Source organism: Halobacterium sp. NMX12-1 (assembly GCF_040435975.1).
Lineage (GTDB): Archaea > Halobacteriota > Halobacteria > Halobacteriales > Halobacteriaceae > Halobacterium > Halobacterium hubeiense.
Window position 1 is genome coordinate 32,092 of the sequence record NZ_CP159205.1, and the last position, 15,331, is coordinate 47,422.

The 15,331-nt window shown below is 57.4% G+C and carries 18 protein-coding genes; 13 read left to right on the plus strand and 5 right to left on the minus strand.

All coding sequences use genetic code 11. The features are described 5' to 3' along the window. Positions 1–653: 653 nt before the first annotated feature. Both ABSL23_RS15755 and ABSL23_RS15760 read left to right on the plus strand, forming a co-directional pair. Positions 654–1,550 carry a hypothetical protein gene (locus tag ABSL23_RS15755; protein WP_353635500.1) on the plus strand — a complete coding sequence of 299 codons (897 nt, stop codon included), beginning with the start codon at positions 654–656 and terminating at the stop codon, positions 1,548–1,550. 11 nt (positions 1,551–1,561) lie between these two features. Further along, the gene (locus ABSL23_RS15760) at positions 1,562–3,091 is read left to right on the plus strand and encodes a hypothetical protein (protein ID WP_353635501.1); all 1,530 of its coding nucleotides are present in this window, start codon (positions 1,562–1,564) and stop codon (positions 3,089–3,091) included. 41 nt (positions 3,092–3,132) lie between these two features. On the opposite strand, the gene ABSL23_RS15765 is transcribed toward ABSL23_RS15760, so the two are convergent. The 4 genes from ABSL23_RS15765 to ABSL23_RS15780 form a co-directional block, all read right to left on the minus strand. After that, on the minus strand, positions 3,133–4,341 hold the full coding sequence (locus tag ABSL23_RS15765; RefSeq protein ID WP_353635502.1) for a transposase: 1,209 nt from the start codon (positions 4,339–4,341) through the stop codon (positions 3,133–3,135). Positions 4,342–5,053: 712 nt separating this feature from the next. After that, positions 5,054–6,304 carry a hypothetical protein gene (locus ABSL23_RS15770; RefSeq protein WP_353635503.1) on the minus strand — a complete coding sequence of 417 codons (1,251 nt, stop codon included), beginning with the start codon at positions 6,302–6,304 and terminating at the stop codon, positions 5,054–5,056. Positions 6,305–6,472: 168 nt separating this feature from the next. Next, the gene (locus ABSL23_RS15775) at positions 6,473–8,350 is read right to left on the minus strand and encodes a DUF4365 domain-containing protein (protein WP_353635504.1); all 1,878 of its coding nucleotides are present in this window, start codon (positions 8,348–8,350) and stop codon (positions 6,473–6,475) included. Further along, the gene (locus ABSL23_RS15780) at positions 8,347–8,550 is read right to left on the minus strand and encodes a hypothetical protein (protein WP_353635505.1); all 204 of its coding nucleotides are present in this window, start codon (positions 8,548–8,550) and stop codon (positions 8,347–8,349) included. Before ABSL23_RS15780 ends, ABSL23_RS15775 begins: the two co-directional genes overlap by 4 nt. Before the next feature lie 233 nt (positions 8,551–8,783). On the opposite strand from ABSL23_RS15780, the gene ABSL23_RS15785 reads away from it, so the two are divergent. From ABSL23_RS15785 to ABSL23_RS15835, 11 genes are all read left to right on the plus strand, one after another. After that, on the plus strand, positions 8,784–8,990 hold the full coding sequence (locus tag ABSL23_RS15785) for a hypothetical protein (RefSeq protein ID WP_353635506.1): 207 nt from the start codon (positions 8,784–8,786) through the stop codon (positions 8,988–8,990). Then, positions 8,990–9,391 carry a twin-arginine translocation signal domain-containing protein gene (locus ABSL23_RS15790; protein WP_353635507.1) on the plus strand — a complete coding sequence of 134 codons (402 nt, stop codon included), beginning with the start codon at positions 8,990–8,992 and terminating at the stop codon, positions 9,389–9,391. The genes ABSL23_RS15785 and ABSL23_RS15790 overlap by 1 nt, the downstream gene beginning before the upstream one ends. Then, a complete protein-coding gene (locus ABSL23_RS15795) occupies positions 9,378–9,512 on the plus strand; it encodes a hypothetical protein (protein ID WP_353635508.1) in 135 nt (44 codons plus the stop codon). Before ABSL23_RS15790 ends, ABSL23_RS15795 begins: the two co-directional genes overlap by 14 nt. A gap of 224 nt (positions 9,513–9,736) precedes the next feature. Beyond that, the gene (locus ABSL23_RS15800; protein ID WP_353635509.1) at positions 9,737–10,594 is read left to right on the plus strand and encodes a hypothetical protein; all 858 of its coding nucleotides are present in this window, start codon (positions 9,737–9,739) and stop codon (positions 10,592–10,594) included. Beyond that, complete coding sequence (locus ABSL23_RS15805; protein ID WP_353635510.1) at positions 10,591–11,331, plus strand: hypothetical protein; 741 nt, start codon at positions 10,591–10,593, stop codon at positions 11,329–11,331. The genes ABSL23_RS15800 and ABSL23_RS15805 overlap by 4 nt, the downstream gene beginning before the upstream one ends. Further along, positions 11,313–12,233: a hypothetical protein gene (locus tag ABSL23_RS15810; protein WP_353635511.1), complete on the plus strand. Its 921-nt coding sequence runs from the start codon at positions 11,313–11,315 to the stop codon at positions 12,231–12,233. The genes ABSL23_RS15805 and ABSL23_RS15810 overlap by 19 nt, the downstream gene beginning before the upstream one ends. Before the next feature lie 175 nt (positions 12,234–12,408). Then, positions 12,409–12,561, plus strand: a complete 153-nt coding sequence (locus ABSL23_RS15815) for a hypothetical protein (protein WP_353635512.1) — start codon at positions 12,409–12,411, stop codon at positions 12,559–12,561. Positions 12,562–12,716: 155 nt separating this feature from the next. After that, positions 12,717–13,055, plus strand: coding sequence for a DUF6516 family protein (locus ABSL23_RS15820; RefSeq protein ID WP_353635513.1), 339 nt, complete (start codon positions 12,717–12,719; stop codon positions 13,053–13,055). A 24-nt stretch (positions 13,056–13,079) separates the two neighbouring features. Further along, the gene (locus tag ABSL23_RS15825; protein ID WP_082687279.1) at positions 13,080–13,529 is read left to right on the plus strand and encodes a hypothetical protein; all 450 of its coding nucleotides are present in this window, start codon (positions 13,080–13,082) and stop codon (positions 13,527–13,529) included. Positions 13,530–13,640: 111 nt separating this feature from the next. Further along, the gene (locus ABSL23_RS15830; RefSeq protein WP_353635514.1) at positions 13,641–13,961 is read left to right on the plus strand and encodes a winged-helix domain-containing protein; all 321 of its coding nucleotides are present in this window, start codon (positions 13,641–13,643) and stop codon (positions 13,959–13,961) included. Positions 13,962–13,967: 6 nt separating this feature from the next. After that, positions 13,968–14,216 carry a hypothetical protein gene (locus ABSL23_RS15835; RefSeq protein WP_353635515.1) on the plus strand — a complete coding sequence of 83 codons (249 nt, stop codon included), beginning with the start codon at positions 13,968–13,970 and terminating at the stop codon, positions 14,214–14,216. Between the two features lie 100 nt (positions 14,217–14,316). On the opposite strand, the gene ABSL23_RS15840 is transcribed toward ABSL23_RS15835, so the two are convergent. Further along, entirely contained in the window at positions 14,317–15,195 is an 879-nt protein-coding gene (locus ABSL23_RS15840) for a hypothetical protein (protein ID WP_353635516.1), read from the minus strand. Positions 15,196–15,331 lie beyond the last annotated feature (136 nt).

Sequence of the window (15,331 nt, forward strand, 5' to 3'; positions counted from 1 at the left end):
TGTGAGGTACTGATTCTAAGTCGAGGTCGCTCCCGCGTCCGTTGAGATCGGCGAACCAGTACTCCGTATGCTGTTTTTCGATGAACTGCTGAAACGCGGTTAACTCTGCGTCGTCGGCAAGTTCACTCCCCGGCACGACAGTGTCATCGGACGAGATTTTGGAAACGACGGATTCCGTATGGTCACTGCATGCTTCGTGGAGCTGTGGCGATGTTTCTCTGAATTCGCTGGCGCAGGCTTCAATTGAAGATTCAATTCCTTTGTACGGTCCTGATAGTGTAATCACGTTCTCCGACATTCCCGATTCGGCCGTAATAACCTATTACTCTAGGTACAGTAAAACAACATCGGGTTCACCATCAAAAGGACCGGTTTCCGAGATGAGCACACGCGGTTGGCGATTCGTGTGAACAAGACGTTGGAAAGATTCAGTTCCTTAGTTTCTGAGATGGTAGTTTACGACGGTACTGTGTCGCAAGTATCTAACCTTATTCATACAGATGGGACGGTCGTGAGTGGTCCAACCACCATCTTAACCAACATCTGCGGAAATACGCCACCTCTTGTTGGTTAAGATTCACACCTAGTTCCATCTTCTCTCTGCTAGAAGCTACGCCGGAATAAATACACCAAAGGAGCGCAACCCCCACGATATGCCAGACCGCCGGTACCGCCGTGACGTCCTCGCCTCCCTCGGGACTGCTGCCGCAGCCGCCCTCGCCGGCTGCAACTCCACGAACACCGACAACCCAGACTCCGAAATCTCCGGGACAGAAACGTCGGGTTCAGACGCCGGTCAGACCACGCAAGCGAACAGCGGCAGTCGTGGTGTCATCAAGACGGCCGAGACGCTGACCACGCAGACGACCACGACCCTCGGACAAGAAAAGACGATTACTGCCCTCCGAGTGTCCGTCGCAGACGCCTCGGTCGACGCGATTGCTCTCCGCAACAGCAACGGCAAAGAAGTCACGCGAAACCGCCTTGGAACGTCCACAACCACCGATTTTCCCCTTGCAGAGCGCGCTGCCGGCACCTACGACATCCTCGCCATCCAAGACGGCTCAATCGTCGACAAACGCTCGAAAACGTTCGAGCGGACGTACACCGTCGACGACGTCGCCTTCGTCACGGAGGAAGGAACGGACTCGGACAAAATGGGGTACACGGAGGTGAGGACGACGATCACGAACACGGGGAACCTTCCGGTGACGATCCCCCATTACCGTGTGCATGGTGACGGGCCAAAGCCAGCAAAGGCGGGAATTCCCGCACCAATTGGTGATTCAGAGGATGATACGGAACCGATGGTGCCGCCCGGAGAATCCCAGACTCTCACTAGTCAGAGGAGCCCGCTGGCAGCGGTCGATTATTATTATAGTTGCGGTGGGGAACGGAAAACGGGCAAGATCACGTTCAAGACCAAATCCGGCCAGAAGACGACGATTAATCTTGAATATAGTCTGTCTGGCGAGAAAATCAAGGTTGGTGTACTGAACAGTTGTACGGAGTCAGAGATTCACTCATGGAACGTAGCTGAGAGCGAGTAAGAGGCCTGCTTATGCCGGGGATTCAAGCAACCGTCAAAAACGCAATCATCGGGCTGATCAAGGACCTTGTCGGTGGGTTAGCGGGCATTATCGACTTCCTGTTCCAAATCGCCAAAAACTACCTCACAAGCACGCCCTATCCAGATAACCTCTACTCGTTCAACCCGCCAACGAAAGGCCTCTGGCCTAAACTGTACCACAATCTCTACGACGAATTGGTGATTGTGCTGTTACCGACGCTGTTCGGGCTAGCACTCGGGCTCGCGATGTTCTTCAATATTTTCTCCGAGAAACAAAAGCGAGTGAGTATTCGCCGTGCGGTTTTCGCGTACCCGCTTGCCCTCTCATGGTGGTGGTTCGGTGGCTGGTTCCTCAAATTCACCAACGACCTCGCTGGCTTAATCGTCGCTGATGCGGCCGTCAAAGGCAGTTTAGGTACTAACCTTGGGTCGTCTCTTGGTGCCATCGCCGTCAGCGTTCTCATCTATATTTTCGGCGCGACAATCATCTTGGTCATCATCGGCATCTACCTCCTCCGCCAGCTCGCGATCTACGCATACATGGCTGCGATGCCGATTCTCCTGATGTTCTGGATTGTTCCTATTCAGCCCGTGTCCGGGTGGGCGAAGTCCATGATGGGGAAGTTCGTGCCGCTGGTGTTGATGACGCTTCCCACAGCGTTCCTCCTACGAGTTGGCTCACTGTTCTTAGGTGAGGGGGCAGCCGCAGCGGCAACGAGCAGTGGTGGCCTGAGCACACAGTTGGTGTCGACGATTCTCGGGCTCGCGACGATTGCGGGGGCGGGCTTAGTTCCGAAGTACGTGTTTTCGTTTTCCTCGCAGGTGTCGAATGCTGTTGGGTCGGGGACGCGTGTTGGTCGTGGAATGTACCGGGGTGCGCGGGCGTCAGGGGCAAGCTCGGCGGCAGGCGGTGAGCGGTCGCGGGCGGCGAGTGGCACGGCTGGCCGTGCCGGAGGTCGTCGTAGTGGATCGTCGAGTGAAACGAGCGACGAACACAAGCACGATCCGAAGACGGATTTCTCTTCGCAGCGCCGGATGCGTTCTCAGCGTCGCCGGCGCCGGGAACGCGCTAAAAAGGCTGGGGCAGGCGCACGCAAAGCTGCCGGCGGGAGTAAACGCCTCGCGAAAGGAACGGTGAAAGGAGCTGCGAAAGGCGGTATTTACGGGTGGCGTGGGACGAAAGGGGCTGCGAAGAAAACAAAGAGCGGGGCGATACGAGCCGCGGATACGGTTGCGCGGAATCGCCATGCGGAGGGGTCGACAGCGCGCGGTATCGCTGGTGACGCGAAAGATGCCACCGTCAGCGGGGCACATTCCGCGGCCGAAGGAATGCACCGGTATCGCATGCGAGCGCAGGAGAATATGGCGCTGCGGAGTGAACAGCTCCGCGAGCGATACTGGTCGAACGACGACGACGGCGATACCGAGCGGCAGGCGTCCATCGAGGAGTACGATGATGGGAATGGAAAGCCGCCGGGGTTCGAGGACCCCGCGCAGACGGACCTCGAAGAATACCAGTAGTTGAAAACACAGCGATTCTATTCAGCAACGGCCCCCGAGAATCAGTCGGCGTCTGAGGTGCTCCAACCGGACCCAAGAACGTCGCCAAAGACCTGTTGAGTTTCTGGTGGTTCGGTCGGTATCCGAAGGTTGTTCGGGTCGTCCTCGATGGCCTGCATCAGCTCACCAGCGGTGACTTGCTTCCCCTCGCTCAGGTCCTCGCCAGTCTCCTCGGCGCGGAGGATGTTCGTCACCGTCCAGATGTTAAAGAGGTGGGCCGCGAAGTTGAAGTAGAACGCCCGAAGCGCCGGGTCTTCCGACCCTGACTTGGCCAAGAAGTCGTATTTGATTTTCCGGAAGTCCGTCTCGATGCCCCACCGACGGCGGTACGCCTCTCCCAACTCCTCCGGTGGGACTTCCTCCGGGTGGAGGTTCGTGTAGAAGTACGTGTAGTCGTCCATCGGTTCATCAGCCTCTGACTTCCACATTTTCACCGTCTTGGCCGACTCCAGCCCCACGGCGTAGTAACTATCCTCGTCGAGGTCGCCCACGCCGTAGGGGTAGTACGATGACCGCAGATCGGCGCGCGCCATCCCGTTCAGGAAGTGCTTGATGGTCTTCCCCGACTTGCGGCCCTGCATCACCAGTTCTAGGCCCTGCTCGGTGATAGTCGAAATCGTGTCCGAGTTGTAGAACTCCGTCCCAGCGTCAAGGTAGACGCGGCCGATATCGAGGTGTTGTCGGCTCAGACGGAGCATCCGGCGGATGTACTTCGGTGCCTTCGACTTGTCTCTGACCGGGAGCACGACCAGAATCAGCGGCGTGTCGGTTCCGACGACAGCGAGTGTGATATACTTCCACGCCCATGAGTAGTTCCGGCCGGGCTTCGTTCCGCGAATGTACTTGTCGCTCTCGTAGTCGCCGTAGAACGGCCAGTCGGTGATGTCGATAGCCACGTCTGTATCCTCGGGGAAGTAGTCGTGCCGGGCGGCGATCTTGAACAGTTGCTCGTTCGCTTCCCGGAACATCCGCATGACTGACTCCCGTGAGGACTTCCGCAGGTGGTACGTGAGGTTCTGCCCGGACGGGATGTCACCGTCGTCGTAGAACGGTTTGTACTTGAGGTTGTTCGCGGCTTCGTTGACGAACTTCCCACTGTTCGCGGCGGCGATGAGCACCCTGAGCGACGCGTCCTTCGTTACCTCTGTACTGCTGTCGCGCTTCAGCCGAATGTACTTGAACGTCTTCGAGCGGAGCTCCCGAGTGACCACCTGGACTGGAGGGAACCCTTCGCCGTCCGTGACTATCGTGTCCGGCGTCGGGTCTCGAAACAGTGTTCCAGCTTCGTATCCTGCAACTGCCGAACCAGCGTTTCAGTCTCGCTCGCGTAGTAATGCCACGTTTCTTCATCCATCCGTCCTGGCATCCGGTTCAACGTCGGCTGACTCACCGAGTTCTCGATGCCCAACGCCTCCAGGATGTCAGAATTCTTGATGGCACGAGCGACGCCCGACTGGTTGAGCGCCGAGAGGTCGAAGAATAGATACAGCCGCGTTGCGTCTTCTCCGTCCAGATTCTCCGTGAGCTCCTCGTTTTCCCTTTCGACCAGTAGTAGTGCCGAAGCTGGACCTTCCCGAGGGTCTTTGCGAGTCGATGTTCGGGCGTCTCCAGTTCGTCGTACTAATCTCGTTCCACCGACCAACGGTAGACGCGGTAGGCCTCTGATTTGATGGCTTCCCACAGCGGGGGCGTGATGTTGTTAGCCGGATTTCGGACTGGAAGTTCCGTGTATCCCACGGATCTATTCGGCGATCATCCGGCAGCTGCCTCTTGGCCTCGGTGTACCGGCTTGAGATTTCCGCCTTCTCTTGCCACCGCTCGTGGATGTCACCCTTCGACTCGGCGTCACGGTCGGCATCATCGTCTTTTTCCTTCGCCATTTCATTTACCTCTTTGAATTGTTCCCGGTCCAAGAAATACGCGTTAGACGCTCCCGAAACGGGATGTAGAAGATATCAATACCTCGGTATTGAGGTTTTCAATTTGCTCTGACAGATCGTTTTCAAACCCGGCTGGATTCTCAATTTCATATCCGGGGTCGAATACGTAACAAACTAGGTGCTCACAGTCTGGGTGAGATCGATAGTGTTCCTTATCTTCCGAAAGTTCCTGCTTTATTTCTTTGTTCCCACGACCACTCCGGGTAATCTTAACTTCTATTGCAATTGTTTCGTTCTTCAACAAGAAATCGATTCTCGGTGACGAACCTCCGTAGCTTGGAGCCCACTCCTCAGCACGAATATCCCCAAAGAAAATCTTCAATAGCCCGTGTAGTAAGTCCTGAACATCATATTCATCCTCTACTACAATCGTCTCTCGGTCTGAATACCGGTCTTCGAGTTGTCGAGATACTTCGGGAAACCGGTTACAGACAGTATAGACACGATTCAAAGCAGGGGATGATGACCGACTTAGTATCCGGTTGAATTGATCTATCTCTAAGTCATTCGGTGAATAGTGGCTACCAATCTGTACTAGTGATCTGAACCAACCTTCAACATCAATTCGTAGAGTATCCGGACGTGGAAGGAGAACCAGACGCCCATCGGGTTCAATGAGGTCTCCATTATTCGAACGCCAACTCTTTACGCAGATTGCTGGAATCTCTGGGAAGTCGCCTTCTGCAACATCATTTGGAAATGAGCCGATCTGGTCATAATCCTCAACTCTCGAATTTTCTGGGTTTATAGCTATGTTGGTCTGTGGAACATTTAAGAAATATGAATTGAATATGTCGCTTTTGCTGGCAAGTTGTATATCCCATGGGTCGGGTATTTGATAAATAAAGTCCTCCTCGTAATCAGCAACATCGGACAACGGGACTGAGCCAAAGTAGTTAATCCAATGATAGTTGTTTGACCCCCAAGTACGACGCTCGGTCGCATGTACCCGTTCTATTTGATCACAGAGGCCAACAACTGTCTTTCCGTTATTAAGAAGATTTGGAAGACGAACTCGAAGGAATTCTAAAAGACTAAACGTTTCTTCACCGGCCGCAGTTTTTCCTCCACTTTTGTCCTCATCTAAATCCATTCTGGTGTCGAGTACGATAACATCTTCATCAATAGTGTCCTCAGAAATCTCATTCCATGATTTAATTACGCCGCGCTCCACTGCTTGGTGCTCTTCAGCAGCACCTCGGAGGAGGTCCGAAATGATAACGATGGATTCCATATGTGGCCTTTGTACTCTAAAGCGATATAAATGTAGAGAAGAAGTAGAAATCTCAATAGTAATTCGGGTTTAGTCCCTTGATCCGAGTTTGATAGCGGTAGCGAGTCTACGAACGACAGCATACCAATAGTCAATACTTGTTAAACAAACTAGTAGGTTCCCGTCCACTTAGGATGTTTCATCATATTCAGGCGGGGTGAGTGCATCATCTCTTGCTTCGAGGAATTCCTGAAACTCGGGATGACTAACCTGTTGATTAGCGAACTCATCCGTGAATTCCCAATCATCGGGCCTCGGACAGTGATGCTCACACCCTTTGCAATATTCATCTTTAAAAGCTGAAAACATACGCGTGAGGCTCGCACTTGACATTCCGCCGCCGTGTTTACACCAGAGCGTTTTTGTCCCAATCGAGCCGACACCCGTCATTCTCCCGAAATAACTCGGACTGTAGGCTAAGTGAAGATGCTCGCAGTGTCGATAGTATTCTTCGGGATCGGCATCCTCAACCCCGAGTTGAGCAGCTCTTTCCATCGGGTCATAGTCACCGGTGTCTGAGTCATTCCCGGCATCTACGTCAATGCCTTGTAGTTCAAGAATCTGCTTCGCTGCTTCCTCTCGATCTTCGACTGAGTTGCTGTCATCACCGTCGTCGGAGTGGTCATAAGGGTCTGGCTGTTCCTCAATTCGTTGTAGCAGCTCATCTGTGTCCTCCACCAGAACGTGATCATCAATTTCTTCAGCGAGATCCCGGGCCTCTTTCAGCAGTTCCTTTGCGGTATCTGGATTGTTAGTATGATAGTAGTATACGGCAGCAGATTTTCGGAGATTGAACTCAGTTTCTGGTTCAGGAATGTAGTCCGCTAGTTGGACTGCCTGATCAACGAGTGGATTCAACTCGTCGTCGCCGCCCGACTCTTCTTTCGGAGATAGTGTATTCACCATAACACGGCTGGAGAGATAGTCAATAATGGGAGAGAGACAAACCGCATATTCGTAGTAGTAATCACCCTCAAGCAGCATAGCGAGTGCGCGATTGATTGCTTCAACTGCGCGCAGCTCTCCGATGAGCAGGTCTCGGGATTCCATATCGCGTAAAAGATCGTAATCAGAGACCCCGAACTCGTCCAGACTCTGAACGGCATCAGTGAACATCATCTCTTCACGCTTTTCGAGGATGACAAAGAGTCCAGCGACGTGCTTATGCACGGTTGCGATGAGTTCATCGACTTCCAAATCAAGCTCGTGGGCGAGCTCCTCTGCCTTTTGTGCGTACTCGGCGATTTCGAGTGCTTGGTCAGCGTGTGCCGGGTTCCGACGCATCATCTCCATGAACAGAGCTTTCACCTTCGCTTGATCGTCGTGGTCCGACTCGGAGATTTCACTGATCGACTCCTCGGCCTCGTCAAAATCACCGCGCTTGAGTTGCTGTCGGGCTTTAACAAGGGTCAGTCCGCGGTAACTTAACCTGTCATTTTCCCGCTGTCGTTCAACTTCTGTGAAGTCGTCAGGAGAGAACGAGAGTCCTTCACCGATGGAGAGATCTCGTGATTGATTTCGAATGATCCGATTTTGTGAGCGCGTGATTGCGGTTTCGAGGCGGTTGAGGTCAGTGAGTTTCCGCGACCGTGGGATTCGAATACGAACGGTGGTTTGCTCAGACCAGTCCTCATTCTCTTGAGAGAGTTCGTCCCAAACGAATTCTTGGACAACAAGCCAGTAGATTTCCTCGCACTCGTCGTCGTAGACGGCCAAGACAACCGGAAGTGGTTGATCTAAGTACTGTTCTATATGAGTGGTTTGCAGGTCAGCGTAAACGGATTCGTCACTGTCGAAGCCTGCTGATGACTTTAACTGGATGAAGAAGTGTTCTCCGGTGACCTGTTGGAGATCGTCGCCCTCAACGTCGGCTTCAGTCGTGAGGTTAACTTCAAAATCGATTCCGAAATCGTTCTCATACGCGTTGACGACGTACCGCTCAAGCTGAAGATTTAGGTGTGCCTCTCCGCGCTTATCGACTCGTTGATTATCACTGCGTTTCGTCATAGATTGGACGGTTCGTCATCCCTATCCTCGCAGACGACTTCGCGTAGTTCGTTGAGGAGTTCGGGATGATTCTCTTCGAGGAGATGAACGTCCTCGGTCAGTTCCTCGTTGATTTTCCGACGGATACGGGAGACCGCCTGATAGTAACGGTCTGATTTCTCGTCGGCATCTAACAACTCACGCTCGGTGTCTGTGAGCATCGCTCTTCGTCTCGCCATTTCTTGGTTGTCTGGTTCCAGCGCCATTCCAATATATGGTAGTGTTCCCGCATTTGTAAAACTCCCATATTAGGCAACCTTCCCACAATTGGCAAAGTATTAAGTGAGTATGTTCCCATACCTGGCAATAGGAAGCGCGGGACACCGGTCAGAAGTTGGCCGGGGCGTGTTGGAGCACGCCCGACCGTGCTTCGCCAACCAGACGAAGCATGCCAATGAAGACATCCGCCGGACTTCAGGATTCCGGCACGGCAGACGAATCGGACGCTAAGAACCTCGAAGCCGATCGCGAACTCTCGGAGCTAATCGACCAACACGAGAACACCGACTGGACCGTAGTTCCGGGAATCAGCGCCGCTGAGGCCGGCGCGTGGACCATCCGACTGATCGAGGCGCGGGAAACCATACAGGAGGATCTGTGATGCAGCGCCGTCAGTTCCTGCAAGCGGCCGCCGCCGTCGCTGGGGCGGCCGCCGGTGACGTGCCCGACGCCGAGATCACCGCCCAGCAGAACCGCCTGCTGGAGCTGGCGGATCGTGACGACGCCGAGCGGTGGGTCTACGAGACGACGCGCAACCTCGCACACGTCCGCTCGGGGCTGGTGAACGCCGAACTCGACGCCCTGTGTGAGGAACCGACCGGCACCGTCGAGACCAACTCCGTCGGTCGCGGTGGCGTCCCGCTCGGCTTCGAGGTCAGTACTGACAACGACGAGTCCGTCGGGACGCTTGTGCATCTCTCCGCGGAACAGGCCGAGGCGCTGGCCGTCGACCTACTGGAACAGGCGCACGCCGCGAGGAAGGACGACGATGCAGACCAGTGACGCCCGCGTGACGGCTCGCATTGTCCGCACAGAGGGCGGTGAGACCTTCCACGAGTACGAGGTCGGCGGCGTCGCCTACGGCTCTCTGGGCGCGCTGGAGAGCGCGCTAAACGCCTGCTGACCCTCACCAGCACCACTCATGAGCCCGCTGCACGGTGCGCGTACGTTGGCAAACCCCCATCCCACCACCGATGACGGTCGGGGACGGTCCTCGGTCGTCGGCAGGCCGGGGGAGAGCAAACCCGTACGCCGGGGTTCGACTCCCCGAGCGGGCACTCCGGGTGGCGGCCTACCGCCATCGAATCGGACGCAAACCGACACACGACACCACGACACCACGAGACCATGATTGAAGACATCGACCGCGACGTGTTCGTTCGGATTCAGACCGACCTGCTGGTAGTCGGCGACAGCATTATGACCGACCGCCATCACGCCTCGAACGGCAACTACGAGGACGACGACCCCCAGAACCAGATCGGCGGTATCATCCCAGCGTTCTCCCTCTCCGGGTGGCTTCGCCACGGGATGGAGAAGGTCATTCAGGAGCGCGGCGGCACCGCCTGCCACCCCGGCGAACCGAACGCGAACTTCCGCAAGGACGGCGTCTACAACCGCGACCTCGACGCTGGCTACCACGAGAAGGGCGCGTGCCTCGACGATGATGACGACGATGGATGCGTGATTCTCGACCTCTTCGGTGGGTTCGGGAATCGCCCCGGGAAGGTGATGCGCCGCCCGATCCAGTTCTCGCCGGTCCGCTCCAGCGTGGACTACACGCGCGGTCAGGCCGAAGGTCACTACCGCCGTATCAACCGGAACGTCGTCTCTCGGAACGAGGAAGACAACCGAGAGCCGCTCAGGAACGCCGAACTGGACGCTGTCGGGAACCTCGACGGTTGCTGGCATCTCTCCTTCCGAGAGACCAAGCCCGAGTTCGTCGCGCTGCTCGCTGAGGCCATCGACTTCCTCGATGAGCATCAGACGGACTTTATGCACCAGCTCGGTGGCGCTCGGAACTTCGGCGGCGGGATCGTGGACTGCGACCTCGTGAATCCGCTCTACGAGGAGCACGAGCTCCGCCGCGTCTTCGACCGGGGCAAAGGCAAGACGCAGAAGATGGAGGAGAAGGACGAGACGTGGGAGGAAGCGTATCTGCCGACGTTTCAAGAAGCGCTCGCAGAGCGCGTGGTAGATGTATGAACGATGTGATGCTGACGGCGTTCCGCCACGACGCTCACAAGTTCACCGGCGAGAGTCACGAGGACGCCCGTGAGGAGTTCGCTGGCGTGCCCGTGAATCAGTCGGTGCCTCAGGGCGCGGACGGTGATGCGGCGGCACTTTCGCGGCCGCAGCAGCAACAGGAGCAGACCGTCCCAACCCACAACGATCACTACCGGCTCTCGCTGTTGACCGGCGAGACCGCCTACGACCCGGGTGAGTTCTCTCGGGCGACCATCGAGAGCGAGATAGCGGACCTCATCGCCATCGAGGACGCACACGCGGCCCACGAGCAGTGGCTCACAAGCGACGTGGCCGCTGCGTTCAACGAGTCGGTGTATCACCCGTACACGAGCCTGAAGTACCACACGCTGCTCGTGGCGGCGCTCTTGGACAACTACCGCGCCGGTCACGAGTTCGCCGATCTCCGGCTCATCGTCGATCCGGAGGGCGACGTCGTCCCGTTCCGCACCATCTACGACGGCAACCGCTTCGCGCTCCGCATCGACGAGAGCGCGGACGGGAATCCGTCGGCCCGGGTCGGGAGTCGCCCGTGGCGGTCGTGGGCGTCAGCGTGGAACCGCCTGACGGCGCACCCGCTCGATACCGACCGCGACAAGTACGATATGACGCTCGATGCCAACCTTCGGCGGATGCAGTCGTGGAGTGCGGCGCTCCAGTACATCGAGGACTACGCTGAATGGAGGCCCGACCGATGACGGCGATTCAGCAAGTCCTGTGGGAGCTGCGGATGGACTACATCGGCCACCCCTACTACGTGAGCGGGAACGCCACCCTACACGCCCTCGGTCAGCACCTCGATCCCGAGACGCACGCGGCGGTGTCGGCCAGTCACGGCGTCTTCGTGCCCGGCCAGTTCGGGACGTTCCCCGAGGAACACACGCAGTCGGGTATCCGCCCGTACCTCGGGAGTGGTCTTCCCGACGTGGAGGCGTACGACGACCTCTTCCTCCAGCGGGAGGCGATGCACCCGTGGTTGCTGGATACCCGCGCTCGGGACGCACTGAACACGCACGATCTCCGCGTCCAGGGCGGCCACCCGGCGCTCGCTCACAAGACCATCATGGGCCGCCGGGAAGACCAGCGAAAACAGCAGCAGACGACGAAGTGGTACGTTCACGCCTACCTCCACGCCGATGACCCGACGGTGCTCCCGCTCGGCGAGGACGTGCTGGAGAACCTCCAGTTCGGCGGCAAGCGCAACTACGGCTACGGCGAGGTGCAGCTGAAGGATACGCAGATGGTGGACCTCGATGAACTGGACTACTCGCGGCTCGAAGGCGCGGAGACGTACCTGATCGAGTTGGTGACGCCGTTCGTGCTGAAGTCGGAGTACCCGGACGCCAACGACCGAACTGTCCCGTGGTGGTGGGCGGAGAACCGGGACGATCTCCGGCTCCGTGAGGAAAAGATCCTTGAACAGCGTGAGGTGTTCCGGCTGGAGACAGTGGACCACGGGCAGGTCGTGAAGTACCTCGGCGACCGCCCGGTGGAGTCCGCGAAGAACGGCCTCCAGCGGATCGGGTCTCATTCCCGATACGGCTTCGGGGAACTGCGGCTGAAGCCCCTCGACGAACAGTATCAAGAATCAGAGAAGTAACGACTAACTGGCCACCAATGCAACACCAGAATCAGGTTGAATCGGGCGAGAAAAATACAGCGGTGCGTCTGAATAAAGAAATCGTATTACCAACAACTGATACGAGGACACCACAGCCACTAACGACAGCATGGAGACGAATGGAGACGCGTCTGTGAGAGGGGACGAGCCAGCCATGGATAATCAGCCAGACGACTCCCGGGAGATGGAGAGCAGCGACCTCACGGAGTCCTCCGACGAGTGGAGTCGGTCAAACACTGACACCGCCGAGTTCAACACCCGGACGGAGGACTCAAGCACGGCCGGAGACGAGAACAGCGACGACTAGATGCCCGACAACGAGTGAAATCGGTGAGCGTAGTGTTTTCCACGGTGGTGGTGCTTCTTTGAGGGTGTCGACGGGGTTCTAGCTTGCCAGTTCTCAGCCTATTGGTTTGTGGGCCAATAGAGTTATTAGATTGGTCTGTGTACCAATAGTTGAGGATGGCCTCACTGACCGGCGACGACTTGGACGGCGTGAACGAGGCGCGGAAGTACCCAGACGAGACCGTGGTCCGTGTGTTCTGCATGCAGACCGACCGCGACGCATACCCGTCCGGGTGGGCCTACAAACTCCACTACGGCGCGACAGAGCCGGACCCGGCCCGCACGCTTGACGATGGAACGATTCGCCGGTACGACAACTCGCACGAAGACACGAAAGGACACGAACGACACGTTGCACCAGACCCGAACCCAGACATCATCGAGTTCCCTGGAATGGTCGAGCTCTGGGAACAATTCTGGAGCGAGATTCCGAAATCCGAGTTCGAGGTCAAATGAGGCCATCAGACAACGGTGATACCAATGAATGATTCCACGCCGCCGCTGCACCCGATGGAGCGCGAACAGCTCCTTGCCGAATCAACCCTTGTTGTGACCGTGACACCGTCCAGCGAGTTCCACGACGATGTTACCGACAACATCACGGCTCTCGAACAGGGCGACACGGTAGACTCTACGCCGACGCTCTCGTTCACCAGCTACGACGACTTGATGGAGACCCTGACGCCGCGTGTCCTCGATCTCATCGAAGCGATCCGGCAGGAACAACCAGACAGCATCAACGAAGCCGCTCGGGTCGTTGACCGAGACGTGAAGAACGTCCACGAGGAACTTAGCCGCCTCGCCCAACTGGGCATCATCTTCTTCGAGGAAGACGGCCAGCGGAAGCGCCCAGTCGTCTGGTTCGACGAACTCGTCATCAATCTCCCATTCGATCCAGAGACTGGCGACACGGCCACTGCTGCACCCTAACTCCGATTCTAGATACTCGCTCGTCCAGCCTCTATCAGCAGCATTTCTGGTGGCTCATGGCCGGTTTGCACGAGCCAAACGGTTATGGGGTTCGGGCGCTAAATCCAGACTATGAGCCAAGGACGCGACGATACCGGCCAATTCAAAGAGACGGTGACCGAGCAGGACATCCTCAAAGTCTTCGACTATGAAGACGACCCTGTCCTCACCGCTCCCGAGGTCGCAGACGGATTGCGTCGATTCGGCAAACAAATCACCCCCGAAGGCGTCCGCAACCGACTCGAAGAGATGGCCGATCAAGGCCTCGTCTCACGAAAGAAACTCGGCGCACGAGCAGTCGGCTGGTGGGCCGAAGTCGCTCCCGATCTCAGCACTGAAACTGCCGAAACCATCGAAGACCGGAAAGACTCCGACGAATGGACTGAGCTCTAGGTACGGATGGCGACGGTACTGTTGCATCCTGATGTCGAGAAGCAACTGGACGCACTCCCCAACGATATTGAGGACCGAATCCGCTCCAAACTAGACGAAGCCGGCGACAGCCCCAGCCGGCATTTGAAGCCACTCAAGGGCCGAGACGACTACTCGCTTCGAATCGGCAAACGCCGTGCAATCATCGACTGGCACACCAACCAGAACGAACTCAGAGTCCTAGAAATCGACACTCGCGACACCGTCTACAGTTGACATCCTACCTTTACTCCGGCGAACCAGATTCCTTGCCACCAACTTCCTGCGTCTTGGCCTTCCTCGCCGTCTCTCGCCGGCCCACCTAAACGCCGGCTGCCTACACGACGAGCGCGTCGTATTCTTGGGAGAATCGCCGGTATTCTCTCGCGCCAGCATCCACAACGAGCGTTTCTGCCATCCGCGTATGCGCGAGCCGGGCAGCGTCCAGGACGTCATCCTCGAGGTCGAGCCGCGCCTGCAGATCGCTCCAGACCCGGTCGGGGACAACCACCACGCGGTGGTCGTCGACGTCGAGTCGGTCGTAGTCGGGCGCGGTTGCGAGCTCGTCGACGTCGACGGTGGTCGCGACGGTCGCGAGTGCGTCCCGTAGCGCGGTCGTCGACACGCCAGTTGCTTGAGCGGCCGCCGAGACGGCTTCCTCCGAGAGCGGATGGCGCGATGCAGCGTCTTCCCCGGACGTCTCCGACGGCGAGTCATCTTCGGTGCTGTCAGCCGACGGCTCAGACGCTGGCGTCTCTCCCTCCTGTGAGGCCGTTAGCGTGGATTCGTAGCCGACCGGAGCGAGCGCAACAAGGCCGTCCTCAACGAGCGCGTCGAAGCACAGTGGGTCGTTATTGTCGTACTCGCCACGGTCGAGGCCGAGGCCAGCACCGTACTCCGAGTCAGCTTCCAGGAGCTCGCGGGGAGGCTTCACGCTCAGATTTTTCCCGCGGTCGGTCACAGTCCGAGTGCGGGCGGCATCGTCGTCAGAATCAGCTACATCGGCTGGGACCTTCCCGAAGACGAGCATCGGGCTGTCGTCCTCCCAGAGGAGATCGACGTCGACGTGGTCGCCGGCTTCGATGTTTGCGTCCCGAAGCGGATCGGTCATATTCAGGACCCACGACGTCTCGTTCGAGGCGACTTTCAGCCGGATGAGGTCGCTTAGGTCAACGGCTGGTTCGTCGTCGTGAGGGTCGGTGTCGCCTTGTGCCATTAGTTGCCGAGACGTCGCCCTGTGAGCGGTTGAACGTTGTGCTTCGCCGTCTGACGCCGACGGTTGGAGTGCATCGACGCGTGGGGGACTCGTCCCCGCAGACGTCCAGTCGGACCGCCCTCGAAGTTGGACGCCT

Bases quoted from the DNA above. Each gene is read 5' to 3' on its own strand.
- ABSL23_RS15820 (WP_353635513.1), top strand. From the start codon at position 12,717: ATGGCCTCACTGACCGGCGACGACTTGGACGGCGTGAACGAGGCGCGG.
- ABSL23_RS15785 (WP_353635506.1), top strand. From the start codon at position 8,784: ATGAAGACATCCGCCGGACTTCAGGATTCCGGCACGGCAGACGAATCG.
- ABSL23_RS15775 (WP_353635504.1), bottom strand. From the start codon at position 8,350: ATGACGAAACGCAGTGATAATCAACGAGTCGATAAGCGCGGAGAGGCA.
- ABSL23_RS15840 (WP_353635516.1), bottom strand. From the start codon at position 15,195: ATGGCACAAGGCGACACCGACCCTCACGACGACGAACCAGCCGTTGAC.
- ABSL23_RS15800 (WP_353635509.1), top strand. From the start codon at position 9,737: ATGATTGAAGACATCGACCGCGACGTGTTCGTTCGGATTCAGACCGAC.
- ABSL23_RS15830 (WP_353635514.1), top strand. From the start codon at position 13,641: ATGAGCCAAGGACGCGACGATACCGGCCAATTCAAAGAGACGGTGACC.
- ABSL23_RS15755 (WP_353635500.1), top strand. From the start codon at position 654: ATGCCAGACCGCCGGTACCGCCGTGACGTCCTCGCCTCCCTCGGGACT.
- ABSL23_RS15810 (WP_353635511.1), top strand. From the start codon at position 11,313: ATGGAGGCCCGACCGATGACGGCGATTCAGCAAGTCCTGTGGGAGCTG.
- ABSL23_RS15805 (WP_353635510.1), top strand. From the start codon at position 10,591: ATGAACGATGTGATGCTGACGGCGTTCCGCCACGACGCTCACAAGTTC.
- ABSL23_RS15825 (WP_082687279.1), top strand. From the start codon at position 13,080: ATGAATGATTCCACGCCGCCGCTGCACCCGATGGAGCGCGAACAGCTC.
- ABSL23_RS15835 (WP_353635515.1), top strand. From the start codon at position 13,968: ATGGCGACGGTACTGTTGCATCCTGATGTCGAGAAGCAACTGGACGCA.
- ABSL23_RS15795 (WP_353635508.1), top strand. From the start codon at position 9,378: ATGCAGACCAGTGACGCCCGCGTGACGGCTCGCATTGTCCGCACAGAG.
- ABSL23_RS15760 (WP_353635501.1), top strand. From the start codon at position 1,562: ATGCCGGGGATTCAAGCAACCGTCAAAAACGCAATCATCGGGCTGATC.
- ABSL23_RS15790 (WP_353635507.1), top strand. From the start codon at position 8,990: ATGCAGCGCCGTCAGTTCCTGCAAGCGGCCGCCGCCGTCGCTGGGGCG.
- ABSL23_RS15770 (WP_353635503.1), bottom strand. From the start codon at position 6,304: ATGGAATCCATCGTTATCATTTCGGACCTCCTCCGAGGTGCTGCTGAA.
- ABSL23_RS15815 (WP_353635512.1), top strand. From the start codon at position 12,409: ATGGATAATCAGCCAGACGACTCCCGGGAGATGGAGAGCAGCGACCTC.
- ABSL23_RS15780 (WP_353635505.1), bottom strand. From the start codon at position 8,550: ATGCTCACAGACACCGAGCGTGAGTTGTTAGATGCCGACGAGAAATCA.